The 25,727-nt window shown below is 45.9% G+C and carries 19 protein-coding genes; 11 read left to right on the top strand and 8 right to left on the bottom strand.

The genetic code is table 11. The features are described 5' to 3' along the window. The first annotated feature begins 6 nt into the window (after positions 1-6). Positions 7-5,586 (top strand): hypothetical protein, encoded by a 5,580-nt coding sequence (locus tag CPIN_RS14910; protein WP_012790642.1) that lies wholly within the window; start codon positions 7-9, stop codon positions 5,584-5,586. A 9-nt stretch (positions 5,587-5,595) separates the two neighbouring features. Next, on the top strand, positions 5,596-7,488 hold the full coding sequence (locus CPIN_RS14905; RefSeq protein WP_012790641.1) for a hypothetical protein: 1,893 nt from the start codon (positions 5,596-5,598) through the stop codon (positions 7,486-7,488). Here CPIN_RS14905 and CPIN_RS14900 read toward each other — a convergent pair. Then, a complete protein-coding gene (locus CPIN_RS14900) occupies positions 7,444-8,244 on the bottom strand; it encodes a hypothetical protein (RefSeq protein WP_012790640.1) in 801 nt (266 codons plus the stop codon). The two genes, CPIN_RS14905 and CPIN_RS14900, sit on opposite strands and share 45 nt — an antisense overlap. A 756-nt stretch (positions 8,245-9,000) precedes the next feature. Further along, positions 9,001-9,759, bottom strand: coding sequence for a hypothetical protein (locus tag CPIN_RS14890; protein WP_012790638.1), 759 nt, complete (start codon positions 9,757-9,759; stop codon positions 9,001-9,003). Positions 9,760-10,241: 482 nt separating this feature from the next. On the opposite strand from CPIN_RS14890, the gene CPIN_RS14885 reads away from it, so the two are divergent. The 3 genes from CPIN_RS14885 (at position 10,242) to CPIN_RS14875 (ending at position 13,069) form a co-directional block, all read left to right on the top strand. Next, the gene (locus tag CPIN_RS14885) at positions 10,242-11,321 is read left to right on the top strand and encodes a fatty acid desaturase (RefSeq protein WP_012790637.1); all 1,080 of its coding nucleotides are present in this window, start codon (positions 10,242-10,244) and stop codon (positions 11,319-11,321) included. A 92-nt stretch (positions 11,322-11,413) separates the two neighbouring features. Then, positions 11,414-12,415: a hypothetical protein gene (locus CPIN_RS14880; RefSeq protein ID WP_012790636.1), complete on the top strand. Its 1,002-nt coding sequence runs from the start codon at positions 11,414-11,416 to the stop codon at positions 12,413-12,415. 87 nt (positions 12,416-12,502) lie between these two features. Further along, complete coding sequence (locus tag CPIN_RS14875) at positions 12,503-13,069, top strand: DUF4291 domain-containing protein (protein WP_012790635.1); 567 nt, start codon at positions 12,503-12,505, stop codon at positions 13,067-13,069. Between the two features lie 57 nt (positions 13,070-13,126). Here the strand turns inward: CPIN_RS14875 and CPIN_RS14870 are convergent, their stop codons facing one another. Both CPIN_RS14870 and CPIN_RS38980 read right to left on the bottom strand, forming a co-directional pair. Next, positions 13,127-13,690, bottom strand: coding sequence for a DUF4256 domain-containing protein (locus tag CPIN_RS14870; protein WP_012790634.1), 564 nt, complete (start codon positions 13,688-13,690; stop codon positions 13,127-13,129). A gap of 349 nt (positions 13,691-14,039) precedes the next feature. Beyond that, positions 14,040-14,180, bottom strand: a complete 141-nt coding sequence (locus tag CPIN_RS38980) for a hypothetical protein (RefSeq protein WP_187294769.1) — start codon at positions 14,178-14,180, stop codon at positions 14,040-14,042. 241 nt (positions 14,181-14,421) lie between these two features. Between CPIN_RS38980 and CPIN_RS14865 the strand changes: the two genes are divergently transcribed. From CPIN_RS14865 to CPIN_RS14850, 4 genes are all read left to right on the top strand, one after another. After that, entirely contained in the window at positions 14,422-15,228 is an 807-nt protein-coding gene (locus CPIN_RS14865) for a helix-turn-helix domain-containing protein (RefSeq protein ID WP_012790633.1), read from the top strand. A 51-nt stretch (positions 15,229-15,279) separates the two neighbouring features. Further along, the gene (locus CPIN_RS14860) at positions 15,280-16,722 is read left to right on the top strand and encodes an alpha/beta fold hydrolase (RefSeq protein WP_012790632.1); all 1,443 of its coding nucleotides are present in this window, start codon (positions 15,280-15,282) and stop codon (positions 16,720-16,722) included. Positions 16,723-16,918: 196 nt separating this feature from the next. Further along, positions 16,919-19,285, top strand: a complete 2,367-nt coding sequence (locus CPIN_RS14855; protein ID WP_012790631.1) for an ABC transporter permease — start codon at positions 16,919-16,921, stop codon at positions 19,283-19,285. Positions 19,286-19,360: 75 nt separating this feature from the next. Beyond that, positions 19,361-19,852 carry a YfbM family protein gene (locus tag CPIN_RS14850; protein WP_012790630.1) on the top strand — a complete coding sequence of 164 codons (492 nt, stop codon included), beginning with the start codon at positions 19,361-19,363 and terminating at the stop codon, positions 19,850-19,852. Positions 19,853-19,930: 78 nt separating this feature from the next. On the opposite strand, the gene CPIN_RS14845 is transcribed toward CPIN_RS14850, so the two are convergent. The 3 genes from CPIN_RS14845 to CPIN_RS14835 all read right to left on the bottom strand — a co-directional run bounded on the left by CPIN_RS14845 (position 19,931) and on the right by CPIN_RS14835 (position 21,894). Then, a complete protein-coding gene (locus CPIN_RS14845; RefSeq protein ID WP_012790629.1) occupies positions 19,931-20,629 on the bottom strand; it encodes a hypothetical protein in 699 nt (232 codons plus the stop codon). Between the two features lie 183 nt (positions 20,630-20,812). Further along, complete coding sequence (locus CPIN_RS14840) at positions 20,813-21,379, bottom strand: hypothetical protein (RefSeq protein WP_012790628.1); 567 nt, start codon at positions 21,377-21,379, stop codon at positions 20,813-20,815. 128 nt (positions 21,380-21,507) lie between these two features. Next, positions 21,508-21,894, bottom strand: coding sequence for a hypothetical protein (locus CPIN_RS14835; RefSeq protein ID WP_012790627.1), 387 nt, complete (start codon positions 21,892-21,894; stop codon positions 21,508-21,510). A 139-nt stretch (positions 21,895-22,033) separates the two neighbouring features. Between CPIN_RS14835 and CPIN_RS14830 the strand changes: the two genes are divergently transcribed. Together CPIN_RS14830 and CPIN_RS14825 are read left to right on the top strand one after the other, a co-directional pair. Next, a complete protein-coding gene (locus CPIN_RS14830; protein WP_012790626.1) occupies positions 22,034-22,564 on the top strand; it encodes a GNAT family N-acetyltransferase in 531 nt (176 codons plus the stop codon). Between the two features lie 9 nt (positions 22,565-22,573). After that, a complete protein-coding gene (locus CPIN_RS14825; protein ID WP_012790625.1) occupies positions 22,574-23,020 on the top strand; it encodes a GNAT family N-acetyltransferase in 447 nt (148 codons plus the stop codon). A 40-nt stretch (positions 23,021-23,060) separates the two neighbouring features. Here the strand turns inward: CPIN_RS14825 and CPIN_RS14820 are convergent, their stop codons facing one another. Next, positions 23,061-25,628 (bottom strand): family 43 glycosylhydrolase, encoded by a 2,568-nt coding sequence (locus CPIN_RS14820; protein WP_012790624.1) that lies wholly within the window; start codon positions 25,626-25,628, stop codon positions 23,061-23,063. Between the last annotated feature and the right edge of the window lie 99 nt (positions 25,629-25,727).

The raw sequence follows: 25,727 nt of genomic DNA, 5'->3' as shown, positions 1-25,727 counted from the left end.
CAGCTCATGGCCGATTTTGAACAAACCAGGAACGAATTAAGCAAAGGTCGCAACGATCGCGACAATGCGCGGCAGGACCTGAACAGTGCAGCCTATCAATTACGTCGCCTGCAACAGGAGCTCGATGCACTGGAAAGACAGAAAGGAGATAATAACCCTACGTATTTAAAGCGTCGTGCAGCACTGGAAAAGCAGCTATCTGCAGCGAATAACAACTATAGCAGACAGCAGGAAAGGTTCAAAGGTATCAGCGGACAACTCGTTCAGCTGGAGAATGCTTTTGAATTCTTCACAGATCCCCGCAGGGAGCTGAGTGCACACTTCTCCAACCAGATCCCCTTCCTTTTATTTCCCTTGCGTTTGGAAACCCGGTTCAAGACTGTCGATAATGTTCCGCAGTTATGGGTACGTGTTTATCCGGATGAATGCCTGGTAGATGGTTTTGAGCCCTTACTGTCTGAAAAGGAAGTGAACAATGCCGCACGTTTCTGGGCGGAGTATTATAGTGCCGGTACGTCTGCCGATCCTGACAATCCGGATCCTGCGGTTGTTAATTTACAGAAAGCTGCATGGGCCTTACTGGTAGGTGCAGCAGGTGACGGCAGGGCCGCCTGGATCACCCGGCAACTGAAACCAGATGAGACGACCAGCGTATTTCCTTTACGCATAGAGGATGCCGTTATCCTTGCGATTGCGACTGACAACTGGGATGCCGGTGCACAGGCAGCGATTTTCGATCTGTTCACTAAATTATGGTATGCCTATGGTAATGAGGCATTGTCTGTACAAATTAAAGATCAGTTCAATACGGCTAATCCGACGCTGAATGCGGATGCCGTTTTCACTACCTACCGGCCTGTTAACTTCGATGACAGGTTACCCATCAACATAAAGAAGAGAGAAGATGCAGACGTGAAGATAGCAGTAGCCGTCTTTCCGGACCTTGCAGACAAAGCCGGTAAGGCACATGGCTGGTCACAGGCTTCACGGGTGAATCTGTTGCCTGAAAGACTGGCATTGATCCGTTATAAAAACAATGCGGCTATGGAGCCGGTATTTGGCAGGACCATTCCGGCTACACTGGCTACCAGCCCAGACCCTTCTGAAGATGCGGAAAAGCAGTTTGAACAGAATGAGGCGTATGACATGGAATTTGCCGAAGAGATCAAATGGATCGCTGATTTTGATAAGGCGATCAGTATCGGTATGGGCTTTCGTATTAATCTTGCGCCCGATGAAGTGAATGGCTTTCAACGGCTGATTGTACTAGGCGTGCGACTGGGCAGTGATGCGGTAACCGGTAAGCAACAACTGGAAACATTATTCGATCATCATTACTTCAGTAAAAAAGGATTTACGCTCTTACCACAGGGTACGCCGACCAACAATACGGGCAGCAGCAATTCCGGTTATACCGGCACAGAAGATCCTGATAAGACTTTCGACCTGTATTTTAAAGGAAAGGCTGGTTTTACAGAAACCCCTGATGCCAACCTGAAACGCGATGGACAGTGGATGGCAGAGTGGCTGGGACTGGACTATGCGACCTTTAAAAAGGTACTGTACAGTGACCGGAAAGACCAGGCAGATGCCCGTAATATGAACATCGCCCTGTGGCCCGGTACAATGGGTTATGTACTGGATGCACTGATGCAGGGAGGATTTAGCGGAGAGACACAACTAAATACGCGTACATTCTTTAATAGCTATGTCAGCGGAAGAGGCGCCGTGCCTGCTATCCGTATCGGCAACCAGCCTTATGGCATATTGCCTGTAGCGCCTTTTCAGCGCCTGGAGTGGCTTAATCCGCAAACACCGGTGCCAGGGATCGCTGTGATCAATCAAAGCTTTCCTGCCTTTCTGAGAGGGCTTTATCAGCTCTTATTACAACTACATGAACGCTGGCGGGATGATATGCTGAACCAGGTACCTTTTGTGGCAAAAACGTCTTCTCAACCTTACCAGGATCTGCTTGATATTATCGGGCTGCATCCTAATTCGGTGGAGTTTCATCGCCGGTATATGGAGAGCCTTATTGAAATGAAGAATAAGGTGAGTATAATTAATCCGGCCTTCCAGTTCAACAGTAATATCGTCAGTGATGCCGTCAATTTATTACAATCACTCAAATATCCAACGGAGATACTTCCGCAGATAGCCGCCTTGTTAGGCTTGCCATGGGAAGCGCCTATTCTGCAACTGATAGACGATCAGCCTTTATCCGAAGAAAAAGGTATCCGTGAATATACCGCTGACCATAAGAATTACATTGCAGCACTGGTCGCACAGGCCAGTAAATCACTGAATGCAATACGTACAGGCGAGGGGCTATCGGAAAGACCAGCGGCTGAGTTATACCGGTTGTTAAAGTATGCACTTGAACTCGCCTATCATAAAAGCGCCGTAGATGCGGCGGAAGAAAAGAAGGTTTTCAATGCACAACAGCTTCTTGCGATGCGCACGGAGCAACCGTTTATGCATCAGCAATGGAAAGACACGGTAGTGGAAAGCCGTTATGCATTGTTGTATGATACCGTACCACAGATATCGTCCAACAAGACAGTATCCGAATACATCCGGGATTCGATCTTCCTGGAAGAAATTCCCTTCCATTCCCGCTATCTGGCTTCACAGCTGAAGGCGCTGGAAAACCTGAGTGATGCTTCTACGGCAAGACTCGAACGGGCGTTTGTCGAACACCTGGACAACTGTCATTACCGGCTGGATGCCTGGAAGAGTGGTTTGTTGACACTGGGGCTGTCAGACATGCGTAATAACCAACCAGGGGCGCATTATGATAATCGCAGCACAGGTATTTTCCTGGGTGCATTTGGCTGGCTGGAAAATGTAAAACCGGAGAAGAACAAGGTGCTGACACCTAAGCAGATTCCGGAAGAACTGAAAGACGACTTCAACAAAAATGGCGATAAGGTTTTTGTAACAGATGCCGCCAATGAAGGATATATTCATACTCCTTCGCTGAACCAGGGCGTTACAGCGGCGGTATTACGCAATGGGTATATTTCGCATGGTAAGCCGGATGCCAATAATGTGCTCGCGGTTAATTTGTCTTCCGAAAGAATACGACTGGCCTTGTCCGTGATTGAGGGCATACAGGGCGGTCAACCGCTACCCGCGTTACTAGGCTACCATTTTGAAAGAACATTGCATAACCGCAGCGACCTGACCGCTAAAAAGATCGATAGTTTTATTTATGCGATCCGTAAAATATTTCCGCTGAATGCGGACCAGTTAAAGGACACAAGGGTAGCCAATACCAACGATCCCTCCGTGGATCCTGATACCGTTCCGATTACTGCCATCGAAGCACGTAATGTGGTTCATGGCAGTAATCTGGTTAAACATGTACAACAACAGACAGGTGTCAACCGGCAGTATCCATTCAACTTAGCCCTGCCTGACGGCGAAACCGTGATCAAAAACGCGATCACCGAGACTGTTTTACAGATCATGGATATCGCGGATGCGATTGCAGATCTGGGTATCGCAGAAAGTGTACATCACGTTGTAATGGGCAATACGGAGCGGGCAGCAGGTGTATTGGAAAGTTACAGTAAAGGCAACTATCCGCAGGAACCGGATGTGATACGCACGCCGCGTAGCGGTCCGACGCTGACCCATCGCGTGTCCATTCCATTTACCTATATAGCGACAAATGCAGGCGGAGCGCCCCGTGCACTGTCAGAGCCTTCTGTGAACCAGTGGCTGACTGATATACTTCCTCCCTTGAATAAGATCGTTTGTCAATGTGCATATTTCAGTCGGGCGGATGGTACAGAAAAGCAACTTGAGATCTCCCTGCAGGCTATCGGACTGGATCCGCTGGATCTGTTGTATATGCTGAATGCGCTGGATACGCAATCACTGAATGAACTTGACGACCGTTTGCTTTTCTTTATACACAGCACTGCTGACCCCATCATCGACAGTGCAATTACCTTTAACTACATCGAAGAACCAACAGACACCAGTAAGCTATCTGTCTTCCAGGTGATGCCGTTAGTGAAGAGTCTGCGGGCGCTGATCGTTGAATCGAGTCCGCTGACACCTGGTGATGTCGCCCTTCCGAACGAAGTGGATAAAAATGACCTGCCCGCCCCGGAACTCTCTTCACAAAGAGTGCTGGGCTTACGGGATAAACTGGCTGCCGATCTGGCGGCTGCGAAAGGAACAGGTGGTATTGTCAAAGCACTCCAGGACCTTCCAGCCTTCGATACACTGACAGATCCGCAGGCGGAGACAATCCGGCAAAATGCGGGTACGACCCTGCAACGCTTTGCTGCATTCCTGCTGACATTAGGCAGCTATGGCTTACCGCAGACCAGCATCGGCGGTATCTATGCGCAGCAACAACAATGGTATGTATCCTTAAAAAATAAGGTAAAGGAACTGGGAGATCGCTGGGCACAGAAAGCAACCGATTATACGACTTTGCTGACTGCAAACCCGGTACCAACAGAAGCGATATTGCTGCACCTTGAAAGACTGATTTCTTCTACTACGACAACCGGTGTTACCCTACCGGCGGTTCAAAGTAAAAAGAACCTGTTTGATCTGGAACTAAACAAACTGTCGACCATCCTTGCTACCCGGTACAATAGTGTGTTTGCACTCATACAGGACATCCGGAATGTACATACCGAGCCGTTTGATAATGTGACACTGGACATCAGCAATGAACTGCGGCAGATACCTGTATTCATTTATGATTTGCAAGTCCGTGCGGCGGAATTGCTTACCGAACTGGAAACAAAGAAGATCCCGGCGATCAATGCCATACTGGGAGATCTGCCGACATTGAGTCCGGTAGACCAGGCGAAACAGGTAGAAGCAGCTGTGCGGATCATCCTGGGTGATCAATTCAAGCTGTTCCCCCGTTATGCCTTGCCTCCTTCGCAGCAGACAGAGATCAGCAATTCCTGGAATGATACCAATGCCCTGCTGAATCATCTGACTACTACCGCCGGTTACCTGAACCCGGTAGAGGATTGGTTGCACGGTATGGCGCGTGTGCATGATAAAATGAAACACCTGGAAAATTGCGTCCTCATAAGGGAGGCTTTTGGTAAGGCGGAGGGAGATATGATCCTGCATCCGGTACAATTGCCTTATCTGACAGCAAAGTATCACTGGATGGCCATGCCTTTCCCACAGGCGGATGTAGATCTGGAGGCGCAGAACATACTATTGTATACGGCATATACACCGGCTTTAGCCCCCCCGCCGAATGAAGTATGCGGCGCACTGGCGGATGAATGGACGGAGATCATTCCCGCTACGGAAGAGACAACAGGCATCACCTTTCACTATGACCGTCCGAATTGTGAAGCGCCACAGACGCTGCTGCTGGTAACACCGTCCCGGCATACAGGTAACTGGGACTGGAACGACCTGGTGGATTCGCTGACGCATACGCTGGAATCTGCCAAATTGCGGGCCATAGGTCCGGAACAGTTCAAGGATACACCGTTTGCCACGCTGTTGCCTGCGGTCATTGCTGTGGAGAGCCTGTTCCCCTACTCCATTGTACTGGATAACAAATTACATTATACCACCATCGCTTAACCTTCGTTTATGTTAATACCTGCCGAAGTCGAACTGAAACAGATTACCAAAGCAAAGGCGTTCCCCGTCTCCTATTCCTGGAGCCGGCTGGAAGGACGTCCTGTTACCGATAACTTTGACCGAGCATTAAAAGCGGAGGTAAGAGACGCCCTGTGGATGCTGACCCGGCAATGGCAGCTGGGTGAGTTTGAAGGGGATGATGCAGGATCGCCTGTTACGGTAAAACTCTCTACTTCTGCCATTGAAGTGAATAAATACAAGGCGGATGATCAGACTGTGCAGTCCTTTAATAAGAACATCCCCTTTGAAGCGACTGTCGAACAACGCCCTGTTCCCTTTAATACGCTGCAACAGGACCTTTCCCTGGACTTACGGCTGATTATGGGGAGACGCTGGTTACTGCTGCTGAAGAATAAAGGGCTGTTAGACGCCCCTATGAAACAGTTCTTCCTCGATCATTACGGCATCCGTAAACCGGCGCCTACTAATGCTGCAGATGCCGGTATCTGCGCACATCCGGAGACCTGGCAGCAATATGCGGCGGTCGCCGGGCGTATGGTTGATGGCGGTAAACTGTATCTTGAGCTGAAAGATAATACCGTTCCTCATTACTACGATCTGCCTGATTTTCCTCCCGCCGATCATACTGTATTGGATGGCATAGAAAAAGAGTTCCGTACCTGGTTTTCGAATCTGTTATACCAGCCGGAAGATCCAATCAATGATGCCTGGAAACCGGAACAACTGGAATACCAGTTTGCGATTTCCGCACCTGCGGGTAACGGAGAAAAAGTGCTCCATGCAGAAGAATATTATCATGGACACCTGGACTGGTATAATGTCGACGTGGCGAAGGATACGCCTACATTAGGCGAATTACCACCTGATGCGCCGCCGCCCCCGGTACCAGTGAAAATCACACAATCATTAATACCAGCCCCCGTTCAGTTCGAAGGTATGCCGAATACACGCTGGTGGGCATTTGAAGATTCCCGGACAAACTTCAGTTATGTCAAGCCGGATACAGCCGAATTAGCAAAACTCCTACTCATTGAGTTCGGGTTGATCTATGCGAATGACTGGTACCTGATTCCTTATAAACTCCCTGTAGGCACGCTGACCAGTATCAAGGGCCTTACCCTGACCAATTCCTTTGGCGAGAATTTCTGGATAGATGCTGCCGGTAAAGGAGATACGAACGATTTCCTGCGCTGGAATATGTTCTCCATGAAAGTGGATAGTGCAACACCTGTGCCTACGGATAATGACCTGCTTTTATTGCCGACTGTCGCTAAGATACAGGAAAGCAAAGCCCAGGAAGAAGTACTTTTCATCCGGGATGAAATGGCTAACATGGTATGGGGTGTAGAAACAATCATTCCCCTGCCTGGTGGTACCAGTAAATCAGGATTCGAAGCCGCAGTAGAGTATCATTCCTTTTTGCAAAAACTGATCGATGATAGTGGTGTTGTGCTGCCTCCTGGTCCGCCGGTAAAGGATGGTGATGAAGAAGCCCGCATAAGATATGAAGTGATGAATGCTATACCGGAAAACTGGATACCATTTGTGCCCGCACATGTTGAAGGGAGTAACCGGGAGGTACAGTTGCAGAGAGCAGCTATGCCGCGGATATTGAATAATGATCCTAAAACAAGGCCGGATAAGATTCGTCCGAGGACGTCCTTGTTGCAGTATAAGCTGGCGGAGAAAGGGGCTTATTTTATTCATGAGGAAGAAGTGCCGAGATCCGGGGTAAGAGTTGCGCAGTCTTATCAGCGGACGAGGTGGAATGACGGGAAAGTGTTTGTATGGTTTGGGGTGAGGAAAACGACGGGTAAAGGTGAAGGTAGCAGCGGATTAGGGTTTGACAGGATTGTGAACAGGCCGGCTGATACCCCTTGATATGGATGCGCAAGTTTCTTCAGGGCTCATATTAAAGAAGCGTTCAGGATCGGCTGTATTGATCACCATTTCCTGTAGTTTATCCGCCGGATATATTTTCGCACGGTTCTTTTGTGGGTCATAGCAAAAGATGAAACTCTTTGTTCTGCCTACATAGTAAAATGTACTATCGGAAATAATCTTGTTGCCATCAAGAACCATATCCGTTCCGCTATATAAGTAACGCTCCTTTACGAGTCTTGCGTTTAACATGCTATCCAGGCTGGTTAATAATATAGAAGAGGTAAACATAAATACAAGTAATTTCCATTTATAGGCGGGATTCTTCTGGAAGAATCCCAGATCTCCCTTAGCTGTATAAGTGAAGAAAATAAGCGCTACTGGCAGGTATACTGCCATGCAGATCACCAGAAATTGTCCTTTTGCCTGTGTATTTGTGTCAGATGTGATAATATGTATCAGCAACAGGCAAAAAGAAAGTAGTATATTAAATGAAAAGCTCCATCCGGATAGCAATACAATCAACGGGATAAGCAATAACAGGTAATTCGGAAGCTGGTGCAGGAACAGCTCGCCTATTTCAGAAATGTCGACGTAGTCAATAATGGGTATATTGAAAGTGTAGTAGTAAGTGACAAGGTTTACGACGCTTACTAAGATCATGAGAAATGAGCACTTCAGGAAAAGGTCCAGTGAGGAGGAAATCTGTTCCTGATTGTTGGGAGGTTGTTGGGGGTATTGTGTATAGATACTCATGGGTCGATTGATATGCGAGACGCTATTAAGAGTAAAAGGAACTTTCAGAATACATTACTATACGTTTTCTGTCATTAAAAAAAATGAGCCAGACTGATATTATAATAAAAGCATAATGCGGACAAGGTGCTAATACTAGATTCACATTCGCTGTTTCTATCCTGCCTACATGAATACTAGTGTCATTGTATACATCTTCCTGAGTGAGAGATCTTTCTTCCCGGAGTTGCTTTAGCACAATAGCAATACTCGTTAATAGCTTTAGTGTCACGTATCTGTCCCATAGTATCGTGAAAGTCATTACAAAGTTATTTACCCGAAGATTATTTCCCAAAGTTTGTAATATGACTTTATTCCTTCATTTCCGGGAAAATCAACGAAATCTACAAATAAAAAAATAGACATTTACCTATATTCAAAGAAATAATGATCTATTTACTTCAGCAATATAAGTGCAAGAGAATTTATTAAGCAGTATTCATCTGACCGGTTATCTCATACAGAGGCGCCGGTTAGCATGCATCCATACGTCAACACCGCTATACACACGAGACACCCCGGCTATACAGGTGGACTTATGCCGGAGTTGATGTACTTTTCTCTCTTGGCAGATATTTACAGTAAATAAAGAAGAAAGTTACCTTTAAGGCAATAGAAGACTATTACAGCAAGCCTGTTTACAAAAATGGTATATCATTCACATACAATATCCAATAGAAAAATCCACTCCAAATACATACCTGCAGCCAATATCCGCTATTCCCGCTGAACGAACACCTGCCGGCAACCCTCATATGCAGCAATGGCAGTCACCGACGGCATATGATGCAATATCTGACGTTGTGGATATACTAAGTTATTGATGACCTCTTTCGGCTCAGGCAGTTCCACGGCAATAATATCCGCTGCCATATACTTCATATTACCGGAAGGCAATTCATTATACAGCCCTCTTACCTGCAAGGTCACTATCAATACACCATCTCCCGGCACATCCAAGGGCAATTCCGCACCTGCAAACGCCTCCCCTGTTTTAATAACCAGCCGGACAGCATCAGTCGCTATTACGGTATGCTTCGAAAAACTGATACGGGCGCCGATTACTTTTACTTCCAACGCCGTTATGCCATCCATCTCCGGCAATACCTGCGGCGGAATATATAAAGTGCCTTTGTTGACACACACCGGCATTTCAAGGAAGAACCGTTCTATCCCTGTACTTTGATTAAAACGGAAGCCCTGAAGCTGCGTAATACCTCCCGCCTGAATAAGCGCCTTATTTAATCTGTTAATCCGTCCTGTATCACACCGAACATCCAGTTCGTTTGCGAAAGCACTACGGATCAATGCGCCTTTTTTGCTCGCCAGACCAAAGCGTTGTGCTGCCTGGCGGGTAGCGACCGTCTGCCGGATGCTTGCCGGTTTGGCCCGCAACAGGAATTTCCCTTTGCGTTCATAGCCGATCATGTTACCAAGTTGACCGGTAAAGGTGATCAATGAAGTTTGTTTTGCCATATGATATGATTTGGGTGATGGTATGAAAATACCATATTTCCGGGCCTTACTGATTGCTCCGGATTGAAGACTATCTAAGCCAGCCCGAAGTTGCTTTGCAAAAAGTCCAAAGCTATCTTTACCGGGTTGAGCAATGGTCAATGCCACCCGAATTACCTTTCGAAAACGACGAAAAACAGCGGCGGGATCTATCTTTGTAAGGGGAAATTTCCCGGCCTCATGCGTTGATAAAAAAAATAATACATAATTAAATAATTTAGACCTATATTGGGTCAGGATTCTATGATTTGAGTATTTTGCTTGCGAACTATTTTTGCTATTTTATAGTAACTAATCCTTCTCATCTTTAGCTCTCGCCTTAGTCTTCTTTTTACGGTCAACCGTATATATGTCAGGAACTATTTCAAACCTACACACATTATTTACTCAGGGGGTTTCGCCTGTAAAAATCCTGTGCTCACTTTAAAACACAACATAGAAGCATGTCCTTTATAGAAAATGTATTGGCTCGTCCAAGTTACGGATGGAAGCACGAGGATGGATCACTTGTAAAACCGACGCCTAAACAGCTGTTTTCGGAATTTTTCCGCAGACTGGACATTACCGCTTCGCGTAAGAACTGGTTGCCATTTTTCGCCTGGCTGAAGATCCTGAGTCTGTGTCCGTTCTTTTTCATCTTCATTGCAATGGAAATAAACGACTTCAGCATCTGGCATCTGGTAGCTGGTTTTGTGTACGGGATGATCTTTATGGGCACGCATGGTACGATCTGGTATCACCGTTACGGCACACACCAGGCATATCAGTTCACCAATAAATTCTGGCGCTTCCTGACAGGCAACCTGGTAATGAAGATGATTCCGGATGAAATCTATGTCGTATCACATCATGTGCATCACTCCCTGTCCGATAAACCGGGCGATCCATATAACGCAGAAGGCGGCTTCCTCTATTGCTTCCTGGCCGATGTGAACCACCAGCCTATTGCGAAGGACCTGAGCGAAGAAGATTATAAAAAGGCAGCTGCGCTGATGAGCCATACCGGTGTTAAAGCAAACAGCTATGAGCAATATCAGAAATGGGGCTCTATTGCACACCCGCTGACGACCATACTGGGAACGATCGCTAACTGGGGTTTCTGGATCACAGCATTCTATCTGATCGGTGGTCTTTATCTGACGGCAGCTATCCTAACCGGCGTATTCATCTGGGGGGTAGGTGTAAGGACCTTTAACTACGAAGGACATGCAAAAGGTGAAATCAAACACGTAGAAGGCTTTGATTATCACTTCAAAGATAAATCTATTAATCAGTGGTGGCCTGGTATCGTTGCCGGCGAATGGCATAACAATCATCACCTCTATCCTGCCAGCGCAAGATCAGGTTTCCTGAGAGGACAGATCGATTTTGCATGGTATTATATCAGGACGCTGAAGTTCATCGGTGGCGTCAGCTCCTTCCGGGATTCCAAAAAGCAGTTTATGGAAACCTACAGGAAACCTTACCTGGAAGAATTAGAAAGAATGAAAGCTGCCGCTAAGCAGCCGGTAGTCGCCGAATAAATAAATAAAACGTTTTGTGAAAGGTGTTTGGCAACAATAGAATATTTTCTATTTTGCGAAACACCTTTCGTATTTTAATTAAATAATCCAAAATGTTCGACACCCTTACCAGTCTTATAGGACTGCCTATCTCTGATGACCGTATCATAGCATTTATTGAAAAAAACGGATTCAAATATCCCAAAAAGCCAACTATCTCTAACCGTTCTACTGACACTACCTATTGGGTGGAAAATAAGAAACTCGGCTTCGACCTCTTATTCAGTGCACAGGTTTACGTGGACAATTACCCCTTAATAGCCGGGGATAAAAAAGGTATTTTTATTCCGATACTGAGCCATGTCAGATGGCATAACAATAAATCAAAAACCCGTTTGCCCCATGACCTGGATTTCAACTTCAAATTTGATGCGTTAAAAAACTTACTGGGAGAACCAACCCTGAAAAGCAGCGATATTGCACGGGTATGGATAAATGATGACGGGAGCGAGAGTTTTTACCGCTGGCAATTGCCCGTAGACACTGAAAAAAATATTTACTGGGGATTACAGTATGACGATGATGACAGCATCCGCGATTTTAGTCTGGGTCTGCCATACGACATGCCTGTCCTTGAGTTTTATGATAAATTCATGAGTGAAAACTTCACTACCTTCTCAAAAGCAACAGGATTCTACAGAACGGCCAAGTTAATGTTCCTCCAGTGGGCTATCGAGCGGGACCTGCTGCAACTCGATACTGAAAAGGCGAAAATCGCAGCTGCCATCAAGGAAAGAAAAGCTCCCATAACGGACATGATCAATGCGCTTGACAGAGGCTACGTGCTGGAAGATGACTTTTCCTCAGAAAATAGCTTTGCCCGTATCTATACGCATAACTTAAGTGGCTTTAATATACTCTATACCCAAGACGTAGCTTATAATTTTCTTCAGGATGCTACACTGAGAGAGAATTACTTCGGAGAAGCTGCCAGAAAGGAACTGAGTGCGTTCGTGTACAATGAGGAGAATTATCAGATCGTAAAAGGCATCATTGACAACCGGCTGGCAGAATATAAAAGCCATAAATTCAGTAAAAGCAAACAACTGGCTTAATTACCAGTAACAATAACAATATTAGTGATAAGCCATCTCCGTATATTGGGGATGGCTTATTCATTATAAGAAATGTAAATTGCAGAGATGAAAGAAAAAACGATCAGGGCATTGTACGATGAGGAATCGATCACTGTTTATCAGGCATACAATGGCCTTATTGCAAAAAGAGCGGTAGAAGCGCAGACATTCACAACCCCTCCGTTTAGAAGAGATAGAATGACCTGGATCAAACCCTCTTTCTGCTGGATGATGTATCGTTCCGGATGGGCGACCAAAGAAGACCAGGAGTATATCCTGGCGATTAAAATAAAGCGTAGCGGATTTGAATGGGCCTTACAAAATGCAGTATTATCGAAATTTGATCATAAGATCCATAGCACTACTAACGAGTGGAACAGGTTACTGAAAGCATCTCCGGTAAGGGTGCAATGGGACCCGGAAAGAGATATTTATCTGCAACCAACCGATCAACGTGCCCTTCAGATCGGGATATCGGGTACAGCTGTTGATCAATATATTTCTGAATGGATCATCGGGATAGAAGATATCACCGCTTATTCTCAACATATCGGACAGTTGGTGAAGGTACGTAAGATAGAGGAAGCGATGGCATTACTGCCCCAGGAACGCCCTTACCCTTTGCCTGTATAGGCAGGCAGTGCGCCATCGCATCTACGCCTTATCTTCTTTGCCATCAGCAAATTCTTTTTACACCTTCAATGCACCACGGAAACCTCTTGCCGCATAGTAAGATTCCGCTCCATTGTGATAGGTAAAAATATGATCGTAACGGCGGTCACAGAAGATGGCGCCACCTAATTTTCTGATCTCAGCAGGTGTTTTTACCCAGCTGGAGGTTTTCAGATCAAACTTTCCCAGTTCCTGTAATGCACGGTACTGCTCTTCCGTCAGTATTTCTATACCCATCTCTTCTGCCATATTGATCGCACTGTCTTCGGGTTTATTTTCTTTTCTGGATGCCAGCGCTTCCCCATCATAACAGGTACTTCTACGGCCCTTCGGACTTTCAGCCGCACAATCAAAGAATGTATATTCGCCGGTCTTCTTATCCTGTGCTACTACATCCGGTTCACCACCTGTTTCTTCCATTGCATTGAGCGACCACAGTTTATCTGCACTGGCTTCCAGTTTCGCCGCCACCGCTGCCCATTCAATACCTTTATGGCGGGCCGTATGCTTCTCAAAACGCGCCTTCAGTGTCTTGAGTAGCTCTTCCTGTTGTGCAGATGACAATTTCTTCTTGGTATTCATAGCTTGAATTATTGTTGTTGATAAGATAGACCCGGCATTATGTAGCCAAGTGACTACAAATATACATGTAGCTATTTGACTACGCAAATTTTCTCAGAGATATCCCCAAATTAATTGAAATACAAGTAAATAATCCTGCTCAGGACGGATGAATGATCCTGGTACAGACGTTATATCGGGCTGCTTCCTCTATCACCCGGGCAGGACCGGCACTCCCCACATTCCTGACTTCATTCCATAAAAGCATAAGGGTCATGTGTTCGCTTCCGTTTGCCAACGCATCCTGTAACATGCGGATGTTCAGTTGCTGGAATACATTCGTTTTACGTTGTTCTGTCGTTTGTTTCTCCTACATGACTACCGGCAACATAGACAGCAAACGGTCAAAACGCTGATCCCATTGCTGGCCGGCAAATGATACTGATTTCTGTTTAATACGGCAGGTGTCATCGGTAGATACAGGGTAGCCGGAATGCCCAGTTCCAGACATGCCTCCAAAAAAGAATATCGCCACCACAGGCGCCGGAGGCAATGCCCTGTAATTGTTCCCGCTGTGCTAACTCTTCTACTAATTGTGCTGATGCAGCACTGCTGCTGTGACAATCTGTTTAAAGATACAGATAACTGTACGAGTCGCCAAACACGTCATTAGTGCAGGAAACCACTGTCTCTATTGCTGGAAATCAGCCGCTAAATGCCTATATTAGAGACTGGTATTACCCAAGCCAGCGATGATTGAAATATTTCAGAATATCCGGGAGATCTATGACTTTAGAAAGCCAGTTGAAGACCTGGCTCATTTCGTCGAATTCTTCTCAGAATCCTCCCCTTCCGGCTTCGATCAGTACTTTGCCAAAGGACATTCCCAATCGGGCATGTTTGCCAGCTGGACGCCCACTTTTTATATCAACCTGGGCACTCCCTACCGGATCCAACTGGATAAGGTTTTTCATCATATCGGTGCGACAGATGATATACTGATCCTGCGAAACGGTCAGGTGACAAGACATATCCTGCCGACAGACCTGATCTTTACAGTAAAGTTCTATCCCGGCGGACTGGAAGCTGTTCTTGGTATCAGTCAGACCAAACTGGATCACAAGGTTATTCCCCTTGGACAGGTATTACCTCCTTCTTTGCTGATGAAGATGAAACAACCCATCACCTTTACAGAACGGGTGCTCATCATACAGGAATATCTCCTCCTGCAAAGAGCCAAACGCGCAAAGAAAGACCATTACCTGAAAATAGTCAACGACGCTATCGGAGAATACCATACTACCGGCATGCAGCTCAACACTTCCCAGGTGGCAGAACGGCTGTTCCTGACCTCCAAAAGCATCAACCGTTATTTCTCTAAAGTGATCGGTCTCCCACCCAAGGCCTACTTTTCCATCCTGCGAACGCGTGCTGCCCTGACCGCCTTTATCCAGACCAGAGAGACTTTCGACCCATGGGACTATGGCTATTATGACCTCAGTCACTTCTCCAAAGATGTGATCAAACTTACAGGTCAACGACTGAGCGATACCCTGTAAATTGTCCGTTTTTTACTTTCTCAGCAATCCCCTTGTTACGTTCTTTGTATTATGAAAAAGACACTCCATACGCTATTTATCCTTTTGGCTATCACGCAATTATCATATGGCCAACGATATACTGTTTCCATCACGCCCTACCCGCAACTGGTAAAGGCCGATCCCCGGCTGATACTGCAAACGGGCTACCTGGTGGTACCCGAAAAACGTAGTAAACCCAATGGACGTAAAGTGAAACTACCTTTCTTCTTCGTACGCCGTCCCGACCAGGATGCCAGTAAAATGGTGAGCCTGTATATGACAGGAGGTCCTGGTTACAGTACCATCGACTTTATCGATAGCATCAGCTATAATTCCGGCTTCCTGCGTTATGGCGGTTTCATTGCCATTGACCAGCGAGGTACCCGTAAAGCACAACCCTGCCTGGAATGCTTTGAAGTAGACGCAGCCATCAAACAGAGCTACCGGGAAAACAAAAACAAAGACAGTCTGATACGGATAGCTGCCACACAATGCCGGGAAAAATTGCTACGACAAGGTATTGATCTGTCAGCATATAATACTACAGAAACAGTAGAAGACATCAACGATCTGCGCCTGGCCCTGCATATAGACTCTCTCAATCTCGTTGGCATCTCCTATAGTGGTGGATTGATGATGGCGGTGGCTAAAAACCATCCTGAAGCAGTACGCGCCCTGATCCTCAATTCTCCGCTACCCAGCTTTACACGTTATGAAGAAGAAGCGATGTTCAATATCAATGAAGCACTGGAACAGGTGTTTACGAACACCATGACTGATTCGCTGAATAAACCGGAATATACAGACCTGCGTAACCGTTTTCACCAATACTTTACGGATATACACGGAAGGAAGTTTAGCATCCGGTATCTGGAGAAAGGACAGCATGACAGTATCGACATTACCTATACAAAAAATGAATTGCTGGATGCTGTGTTAGGTCATATGAATAACACACAGATAAGCGCCGTTCCTGCCGTGATCAATGACATTATCAATGGCCGGCATCAGGACTATATAAAAGAAGTCCTGGATGGCTATTTTACGACAGATACGCACCTTTCGATGGGTATGCGCTATTCCGTCTATTGCAGTGAACAGATTCAATATTCGAACCCTGTACTGATCAAAAAACAAGATGAGGTACTCCCCTGGCTGGCGGGTTATGCTTTTAATAATGTCGACCATCCTGTCTGCGATTGCTGGAAAGTCAATCCGGCGCCTAAAACAATGAAAGATCCCTTGTATTCATCAGTCCCTGCGCTGATCTCTGCCGGTGATATTGACCGCTGGTGCCGTCCGTTTTACAACCGTCTTATCAAACGATATCTGCCTAACGGTCAACTGCTGATCCTGCATAATAAAGGACATGGATGTGGCTTCGCCATAGATGGTGTTTCTTATGTTGACGGTTTTATCAGTGAACCTTATAAAAAGCTGGTATCTCAGTCTAAAAATCTTATTGTAGAATAAATAACTGCAATAAAAAGGTTGAATTTTGACCGATGGGAATAGCCTTTGAATCAAAAAAGTAAAATCCTGTCCAGAAATGGACTGTTTTCGTTCGCTATCGAACAATCAGACGATCACCAATTCCTCAATGTATGCGAGAAATAAGCCTTTCGGGAGGTGGCATGAGTCTTGAGCGAGCTCAGAAACTTCATCCACTATGCTAAACAACTACTTTAAAATCGCCTGCCGGAATATTGTCCGCAACAAAGCCTTCTCCGCGATCAATATCATGGGGCTGGCCCTGGGTATTGCGTCAGGTCTGATACTGTTGTTATGGGTACAGGATGAACTACGCACCGGCAGACAATATGCCGATATAGGGCGTTTATTCCGCATCATGGAGCACGAAATAGCCGATGGAAGGATCGTAACGGATGAGGATACACCGGGTCTCATGGCGGATGAAGTCAAATCACATATACCTGAAATTGCCTATGCAGCTGGTATCTCTACGAATGAAGAGCATGTGTTGAGTGTAGGAGAAAAATCCTCCCGGTTAACAGGGTGTTTTGCGGGAGCAGACTGGTTCCACATCTACAATATACCCTTACTCGCCGGGGCTGCCACATCTGCGCTAAGCATGCCTGATAATATTGCGATTTCCCGTAAGGTAGCCACTGCTTTCTTCAATGATCCCTATACTGCCCTTGGCAAGAACGTCCGTTTTGATGGTTCGGATTATAAAGTAACGGCTGTATTTGAAGATCTGCCACATCAATCAACAGATAAATATGACTATCTGCTGAACTGGCAACTTTACCTGAAAAGAGAACCCTGGCTCACTGTATGGGAGAATACAGGACCAGGCACCCGTATTCAGGTGAAACCAGGTACTGATCCTAAAAAAGTGGAAAGTAAACTGAAGACCTTTCTGAAAGGCCGCAATAAAGATATCAGTGCCGTTTACAACATCGAATTGTTCCTGCAACCGGAAGCGGACGCGTACCTTTATTCTAACTTCAGCAATGGACAGCGCGATGGTGGTCGTATCGGGTATGTACGGCTCTTTATTATTGTAGCCGCGTTTCTGCTGCTGATCGCCACCATCAATTTTATGAACCTGACCACCGCACGTTCCATCAAACGCGCAAAAGAAGTAGGTGTCAGAAAAGCGATCGGCGCACAACGCCTTTCACTGATCTGGCAGTTTATGCATGAAGCCCTGTTGATGACGGTGATTGCCACCATCCTGGCAATTGCCACTGTATGGTTAAGTTTACCCTTCTTCAACAGGCTGACAGACAAGACGCTGTCATTGCCCTTTGGAGATCCCGCTTTTGGCATATCGCTGTTAGGAATACTCATTGTTACGTCTCTGCTATCCGGTAGCTATCCGGCATTCTTTCTCTCCGCTATCAAACCTGTACGGGTGCTGAAAGGAACGTTGCAAACAGGCCCAAGCGCACAATTATTCAGACGTGGACTGGTAGTCTTTCAGTTTGTATTGTCTATCCTCATGATCGTTGGTACGATCGTCGTTTATCGGCAGATGAAATATATACAGCGCAAGAATCTGGGATTTGATCGCGAAAATATAATCATCCTCCGTGGTGAAGGTGACATCGCGGCGCACTTCCAGACCTTTAAACAGGAACTCTTACAGCAACCGGATATTCAGTCTGTCTCACATATGCAGACCAATCCTTTGCAGAATCGCAATACTACGGACATCGTAAACTGGCAGGGAAAAGATCCCAGTCTGGCGATTCAGTTCAATAATACAGCAGTAGGATATGATTTCGTTAAAACAATGCACTTGCAAATGCTTCAGGGAAGGGACTTTTCGCCCGCCTACGGCGCCGATTCGACCAATTATCTGATCAATGAATCCACCGCGAAACGACTGGGGTATAAAGATCCTGTCGGGCAACCATTGACATTTGGCAAACAGGCGGGTATTATTATAGGCGTACTGAAAGACTTTCATTTCAATTCATTACATGTGCCTATTCGGCCTATTATAATCCGTTTGAATGAAAAACAGGTGTACGATCATATTCTGATTAAAACCCAGCCGGGACAAACGAAACAGGCACTCGCCGGTATTGAAAGACTTTGCCGGAAGATGAATCCGGACTATCCGTTTACATATTCATTCCTGGATAGTGACTTTCAGAACAGCTACAAAAGTGAGACCATTGCCGGTAGTCTCATCGCCATCTTCGCCTGTCTTTCGATATTTATCGCCTGTTTGGGTTTGTTTGGTCTGGCAGCCTTCACGGCTGAACAGCGGACGAAAGAAATAGGAGTAAGAAAAGTACTGGGTGCTTCTGTGGTAAGTATCGTCAGACTGCTATCCGGCGATTTCCTGAAACTAGTCTTCGCCGCTATTATCATTGCGTCTCCCTTGGCCTGGTATACTATGCGTCAGTGGCTTGATACATTTAGCTATAAGATATCCCTGTCCTGGAGCGTATTCCTGCTGGCAGGATGTATCGCCATAATGATAGCAATACTGACAATTGGGTTCCAGAGTGTAAAAGCGGCTTTACTGAATCCGGTAAAGAGTCTGAAGGAGGAATAATATTAAAGGATGGATATTACCTCCTATTGCCAAAAAGTTATACTTTTAGCCTACACTAAATTGTAACTCCATCCTATGAGTATGGTCCTCGAGCTTCTTCGTGCGACGCCAGCCGAACTTGAAGCCTACATACAAGACAGTTCTTTATTGGAAGACAGGATTTATGAAGCTGAAGAAGAAGATCCCGCTATGGTCAATCTGGATAAATCCTGGGAAGGCATCCTGTTTCTGCTTACCGGTAAAGGGCTCCAGCACAATGATCACCCCATGCAAAAAGTTTTCTTCAGTGGACAAAACATTGACGATGACATGGACATCGGATATGGCCCCGCAGAGTACCTGACGCCGGAACAGGTGAAAGAAACATATGCCGAACTCTGTGCAATCACCGAAGAAGAACTGACAGCCAGATTCGACCCGGCGCGCATGCTTGAACTGCATATTTACCCGGAGATCTGGGAAGAAGAAGGTATAGTGTATTACCTGCTTGCCTTTTTTAATGAATTGCGTACCTTCTATGCGAAAGCCGCAGAGAACAACGAGGCCGTGATCACTGCGATCACCTGATCTGATCTCATACAATATGATATTAAAAAAGGTCCACCGTATGATGGACCTTTTTTAATGATTCCCCCCGTAGGTGGTTTATTTTTTAACGTTGATACAGTGCGTAACGATATGCGCTACTGTTTTGTAAGGCTTACCATTGTGCGTACCAGGCGTCTTTTCATTCGCAGATACTTCTAACAGGTACTGACCTGATTGCAGTGGTACAAAAGATGCTTCTCCTTTGTCATTGCTTTTGAATTCCTTTACCCAGCCATCCGGAGAGATCGCTTCGATCTTCGCAGCAGCTAGTGGCAGTTTATCGCGTAATACAGTCAGTCCCACTGTACCTTTAGGCTCTTCAGCAGCCGGTACCACAGCCAGTGCAGTACTTGCTGATAATTGTGAAGGCGTTTCTTTCCCTACGATTACCGTAGCCGTTGCATAATATTCTATTTTGGTTTCACCGTAAATCGTTTCTACCGTATGGCTGATAGACAGTGTATAGTTACCATCTGTCGCCGGTATGAAGTTACCTGCAAGATGATTCCCGTTTTCTTTGATAGCAATTTCTTCCCGCTTGCCATCAGGCACTGTCACATAAAGCTTTACATCCTTTAAATTGCTGAACCAGTGAGTAACGGAGTCTCTTTGATTTTCTGCATATTCACCCAGGTAAACGCGCACATCCTGCGACTTATTCTTCGTGCCTTTCAGCGCGGTTTCAATCCAGACTGCATGTGCGGAGGCCAGGAAAGCGCATAACATCAGCGCAATGCTCAATGTGATTTTTTTCATCTTATATCGGATTAGCGTTTAGTAGGAAAACAAGTCATATCGTTACATATCATGTACGAATGACCCATCGATCCCTGATTTACATTTTGCAGGGCAAAAATGCACTAATCCGGATGGAGCAGCTACGCGAATCGGAAATTTGTTTTACGCAAAAGGGAAATAGATGGATATATAGGCGTTTTATCACATCTTTTGTTTGATCCGGTCCTGGATAGATCCGATCAAACCAATCGCTTCCTGAAGACGACCATAGGCAGCCCCATTGTCCAGGGCCATTTCTTTCTTTGTCACTTCCTTGCCCGTCAGAAAGGCTTCCAGATAAGACAGGAAGACAGCGCCTTCGCTGTTTAATACATTGTAGATCTGGTCATTCAGACGGTCGCCTTCTGCACGCAGTTCATTATTGGTCAGATCCGTTACATTCCGCATCTGCCGGAGTACCTCTCCCATCTGCGTTTTCAACACTTCTGCATTTCCGGGATCTGGATTACCAGGCGCCACATTCTTACGAAAGATGCTGTCAGACAAATTCTTTCTTGTCTTTGTATAAGCAGCAAGATCTGTTTTGAGCAATTCCAGGTTACGAACCAGCTCCGCCCCTTTATCACGAGTAAAATATTTATCTACGTTGGAATGGAGATGCCGGGTCCAGGTCAATAGATTCTTTGAAACGTCTTCTACCGGTACGGACTGCGCGTGGGCCGTCGCAGAGAACAGGACTATCATTAATATGAAGAGTGGGCGTAACATCGTTTATATGTTTTAAATAAGAAAAAGGGAAAACAGTGGAAAATTAAGAATTAAAAATTAAGAATTAAGAATTGGAATGCAGCGGAGATCGCTCCGATCATTAATTCTTAACTTTTAATTCTTAATTTCTAACCTGGTGCCAGCGATAATTGCATAAACTTTAAGACTTCCTCATTCACATCTTCCCGTGCCAGCATTCTGAAATGGTGATTAAACTGATGTGCATCCCCCGGTACAGGCGCTATCTTCTGAAAACAAAGATTATCATTGTAAGGCTGTGTAAAAGGGAATACCACGTGTACAAAGCTTTTACCCAGTTGCGTGATCCAGGCTATCCGTTTATCTCTTATCCCGATCCCCAGCATAGATTTGGTGGGATACAGGTAAATGTCTCCCAGTTGCTGATATTGCGTGATCAAATGAGATAACAATGTTAAGGTCTGTTCAGACTTTCCGGCAATGAATGCCTCAAAAAGAGTTACTGTAGATTTATCTTGTATCAGTTTCGATAACATGTTTTTAAATAAATTTGCAGTTAATGAAACACTGTTTCCTGCAGGATGATCTTTGTACGTAATAAAGATATCAAATTTGCAGTGTATCAATAGAAAATGAATCACATTAAATAATCAGGACACTATATAAAGTACTAACATGCATGTAGCAACGGAAAGACTGGCAATAAGACCGATCCAGGCCGGTGATAAAGATCAGCTCTTCGCATACAGATCGGATGCGGAAACCAACCAGTTCCAGGGCTGGATACCTGCCTCTTTAGAAGACGTAGAACGCTTTATTGACAAACAACCAACGGTGTTTAACACCCCGGATACCTGGTTCCAGCTGGTGATAGTAGAAAAGACGAAAGACCTCATTATCGGTGATATTGGTATTCACTTTATAGGCAGTGAACAATTCGAATTTGGCATCACGATCCATAAACAATATCATCAACAGGGATATGCGGTTGAAGCACTCAGGGCTGTGATCACCCATATGTTCAATGATCTGCACAAACACCGGGCAACTGCCTCTATCGACCCGGAAAATTATCATTCCATACGGCTGGTGGAACGGCTTGGGCTCAGAAAAGAAGCACATTTTAAAGAAAGTCTCTTCTTCAAAGGCCGATGGGTAGATGATCTGGTCTATGCTGTGCTTAAAAAAGAATGGATCTCTAATTAATACTAACAAATGGAATTTACAATAGCACCTGTCAGCAAAGCTGACTATATGGAAATTATCACTGTCTGGGAGAAGTCTGTACGCGCAACACATCATTTTCTACAGGAAGAAGATATTCAATACTACAAACCACTTATTTTAAATACCTACCTGGATGCCGTGGAACTACGTTGTGCGAGAAATGCTGCCGGTATTGCAGGTTTTGTTGGCGTTGCGGAGCATAATATAGAAATGTTATTTATTGATCCGGAGTACCGGGGTAAAGGTGTAGGTAAACAATTACTGGATTATTCGATCAAAATGCTACATGCAGACAAAGTAGACGTAAATGAGCAGAATGAACAGGCAGTTGGTTTTTATCTGCATTGTGGCTTTGAGATCATTGGCCGGTCGGCACTCGACTCAAGCGGGAAACCTTTTCCGATCCTGCATATGCAATTGCATCGGCAAGATTAAAACCAGCGGCACTAAGATCATGCTTAGTGCCGCTGTTGTTTTATGGTATATCCACGCGACACCTGAATATCAGGGCGCTTAATTCCTGCGATATCTGGAAGTTATCGAAAGCCATATTCGCCGCGTGTGTACGGATACCTGCCTTACCACTGATCAGTGGAGAAGGATCGGTATAATCGATTGCCGGCGTAGACATATCATTGAGATAGATCTTTATGTTAGCTCCGTTTAATACGGCCCTGAGTTTATAGGTTTGTCCCGGACTCAATGCCTGTGTTTTGGAAGCCAGGGAAGTCCAGTTATAGTTCTGTTTTCCCAACACAATGCCACCGGCGTCTATGCCTGCGTAATAGCCCTGAAAGTAATCAGAACTAAGGGCATTGGAAGTACCGAATTCTGCGGCTGCCGGGTTTCTCACCCTGAATATCAATCCGCCATTACCGCCAGAAGGACATTGCACATCCGCTTCTACCGTATAATCCGTCCATCCTGCATTTCCCATCAGGCGTTTGCCAAATCCATCAATAGCCGCCCTGCCGGAAGCAATGGAGTAATTGCCGTTATCATAATTCCACAGTCCTGAGAAGCTACCGGAATTGAAGTTATCCGAACCATTGGGCGCCGTTGTCGTTCCTGATTCAAACTTCAATGAGGAGAAATCAAATTCCCCTTCTACCGTCTCCAGGCGGATGGTATGATTACCTGCCGGCAAATTCAGGTTCTTCAATACGGCTGTACGCCAGGCTGACCAATCGCCTGTTGCGGGGATCGCCACAATGCCGGAAACATCTGCGCCATCACAGGATACACGGACTTTACAAGCGGTGTAAGTAGTGGCATACCGGAGTTCCAGGTGATAAGGCCCTGCCGCCTGCACATTTACATTGTAGTGGTACCATTCACCAGTCTGGTTCCAGCCGATATTCTCTCCGCCTTCTTCACAGTCGCGGATATCTACCCTGTCTGTCCGGTATTTGCCACCGGTATTTTCGATCGTCAGGTCGTGATAACCCACTCCTTCTCCTCCTTCGTTATAATGTACCGCCGGGATAGTGCCGGGTACCGGTTTATAAAAACCGAATACGCCGCTGCCATTCACCCGGTTGCTGAAAGCGGTAAATCCGAAGTCGGCATGATCGTTATACGTGGCTACCCCAATCTTACCGCCGGCAGTAATATTAGCCGTACGGGTTGATTTCAGCATACCATCCAGGTAAATGCGGAAGGTAGTGCCCTGTTTTTCGACGCGTATGACATGCCATTTCTGATAGTCCCAGCCAGCTGGCAGCGGAATAGCGCTTACGCCGACAGAGACGCCATTCACTTTGACATCTGTTTCCAGTGTGTTATTAAAACTGCTTAGCAGTGCGGAACCAAACGTATTTTCATCTACATAAGAAAACACGGCGCCAAAGCGTGCGCCATTCCCTCCCCTGCTCATTTCCTTCATATTGAATTCAGCCGTGTAATCGGCTGCTGAGGTAGCGGTCGTAACTTGGCGATACCATTGCGTCGTCGTCTTGTTATCCTGCCACATCAGCTCCTGGTTGAATATTCCCCAGTTACCGCCGTTAATGTTTGTCCAGTTACTGCCAATGGCAGTACGGTCAAAACGGTCATAAAAGGTCGGTAATGCCGGCGATGGTTGGGTCCAGTAAGTAGGACCATATACCAGCAGTTTGTCGCCGTTAAAGCCCATCGGATCGATATTCAGCTTCCTGTTAGGACCGACGATACTACTTTGACCTAATAGGTTGTGATAGGCAATAAACCAGGTATCCAGATCCGGACCAATCACGGAACCGCTGTGTCCCAGTCCGAAGAAGCTCCCTTCCGTATTCAGGACAATAGGATTGTTCGTCCCTGCTGTATAGGCTCCTAATGGCGTGGTAGCTGTTGCATAATGCACCCGGTAGCCCCTGCTGAAGACGTGATTACCCGTATAGGTCATGTAATAAATACCATTGCGCTTAAAAAGCGTGGAGCCTTCTGTCCAGCCGTTCAGCGAGGTACCACTCAAGGTACTGCCTGCACCGGTGATCGCTAAAGGACCACTCATGGCAGCCGCCTGTATGCCCGAGCCCCCGGCATAGGTGAAGTACATCTGTGCGTTGTCGTCAATGAATACAGAGCCGTCAATGGTATGGCCTATGTTGCCGGTCTGCACGGTGAAAGGTCCCGTCGGACTGCCGCTAGACAAAATATAATGTCCATTACCTGCCGGAGATGTATACATGTAGAAGGTACCGTTCCAGTAGATCACTTCGGGTGCATAGGCGCCTTTGGTGATGGTAACTGTATTGTCTACACAAAGACCTTCGTAGGTCCAGTTGGCCAGGTCCCAGCTGCTCCAGCATTTAACCCCGCTCTGGTCGTCGCGGGTGCTGCAATACAGATAGAACTTACCTCTGAATTTAAGGATATAGGGATCTCCTATACCGTATTCGCCCCATTCCTGTGGAAGTGTACGGGGATTGATGACCTGACTGTAAACCTGCGTGGAACAAAGGATAACGCTAAATAACAACGTAAACAGGTGTCTTACAATGGTATTTTTTCTTTGGATCGTGCTCCCTTTGAGGCAGGGCACGAAAAAGTGTGAGGGCATAAAATAGGTTTTCATAAAAAAATGTGATTTCACAGATAAGATAAATCTTTAAATCGACTCATTCTTTCGAAATAGCGAGTATCCTTCCCCAATAGCTTA

Source organism: Chitinophaga pinensis DSM 2588, assembly GCF_000024005.1.
Lineage (GTDB): Bacteria > Bacteroidota > Bacteroidia > Chitinophagales > Chitinophagaceae > Chitinophaga > Chitinophaga pinensis.
Note: the sequence above shows the minus strand (reverse complement) of the source record. Positions and strands in the feature narration are given on the sequence as shown.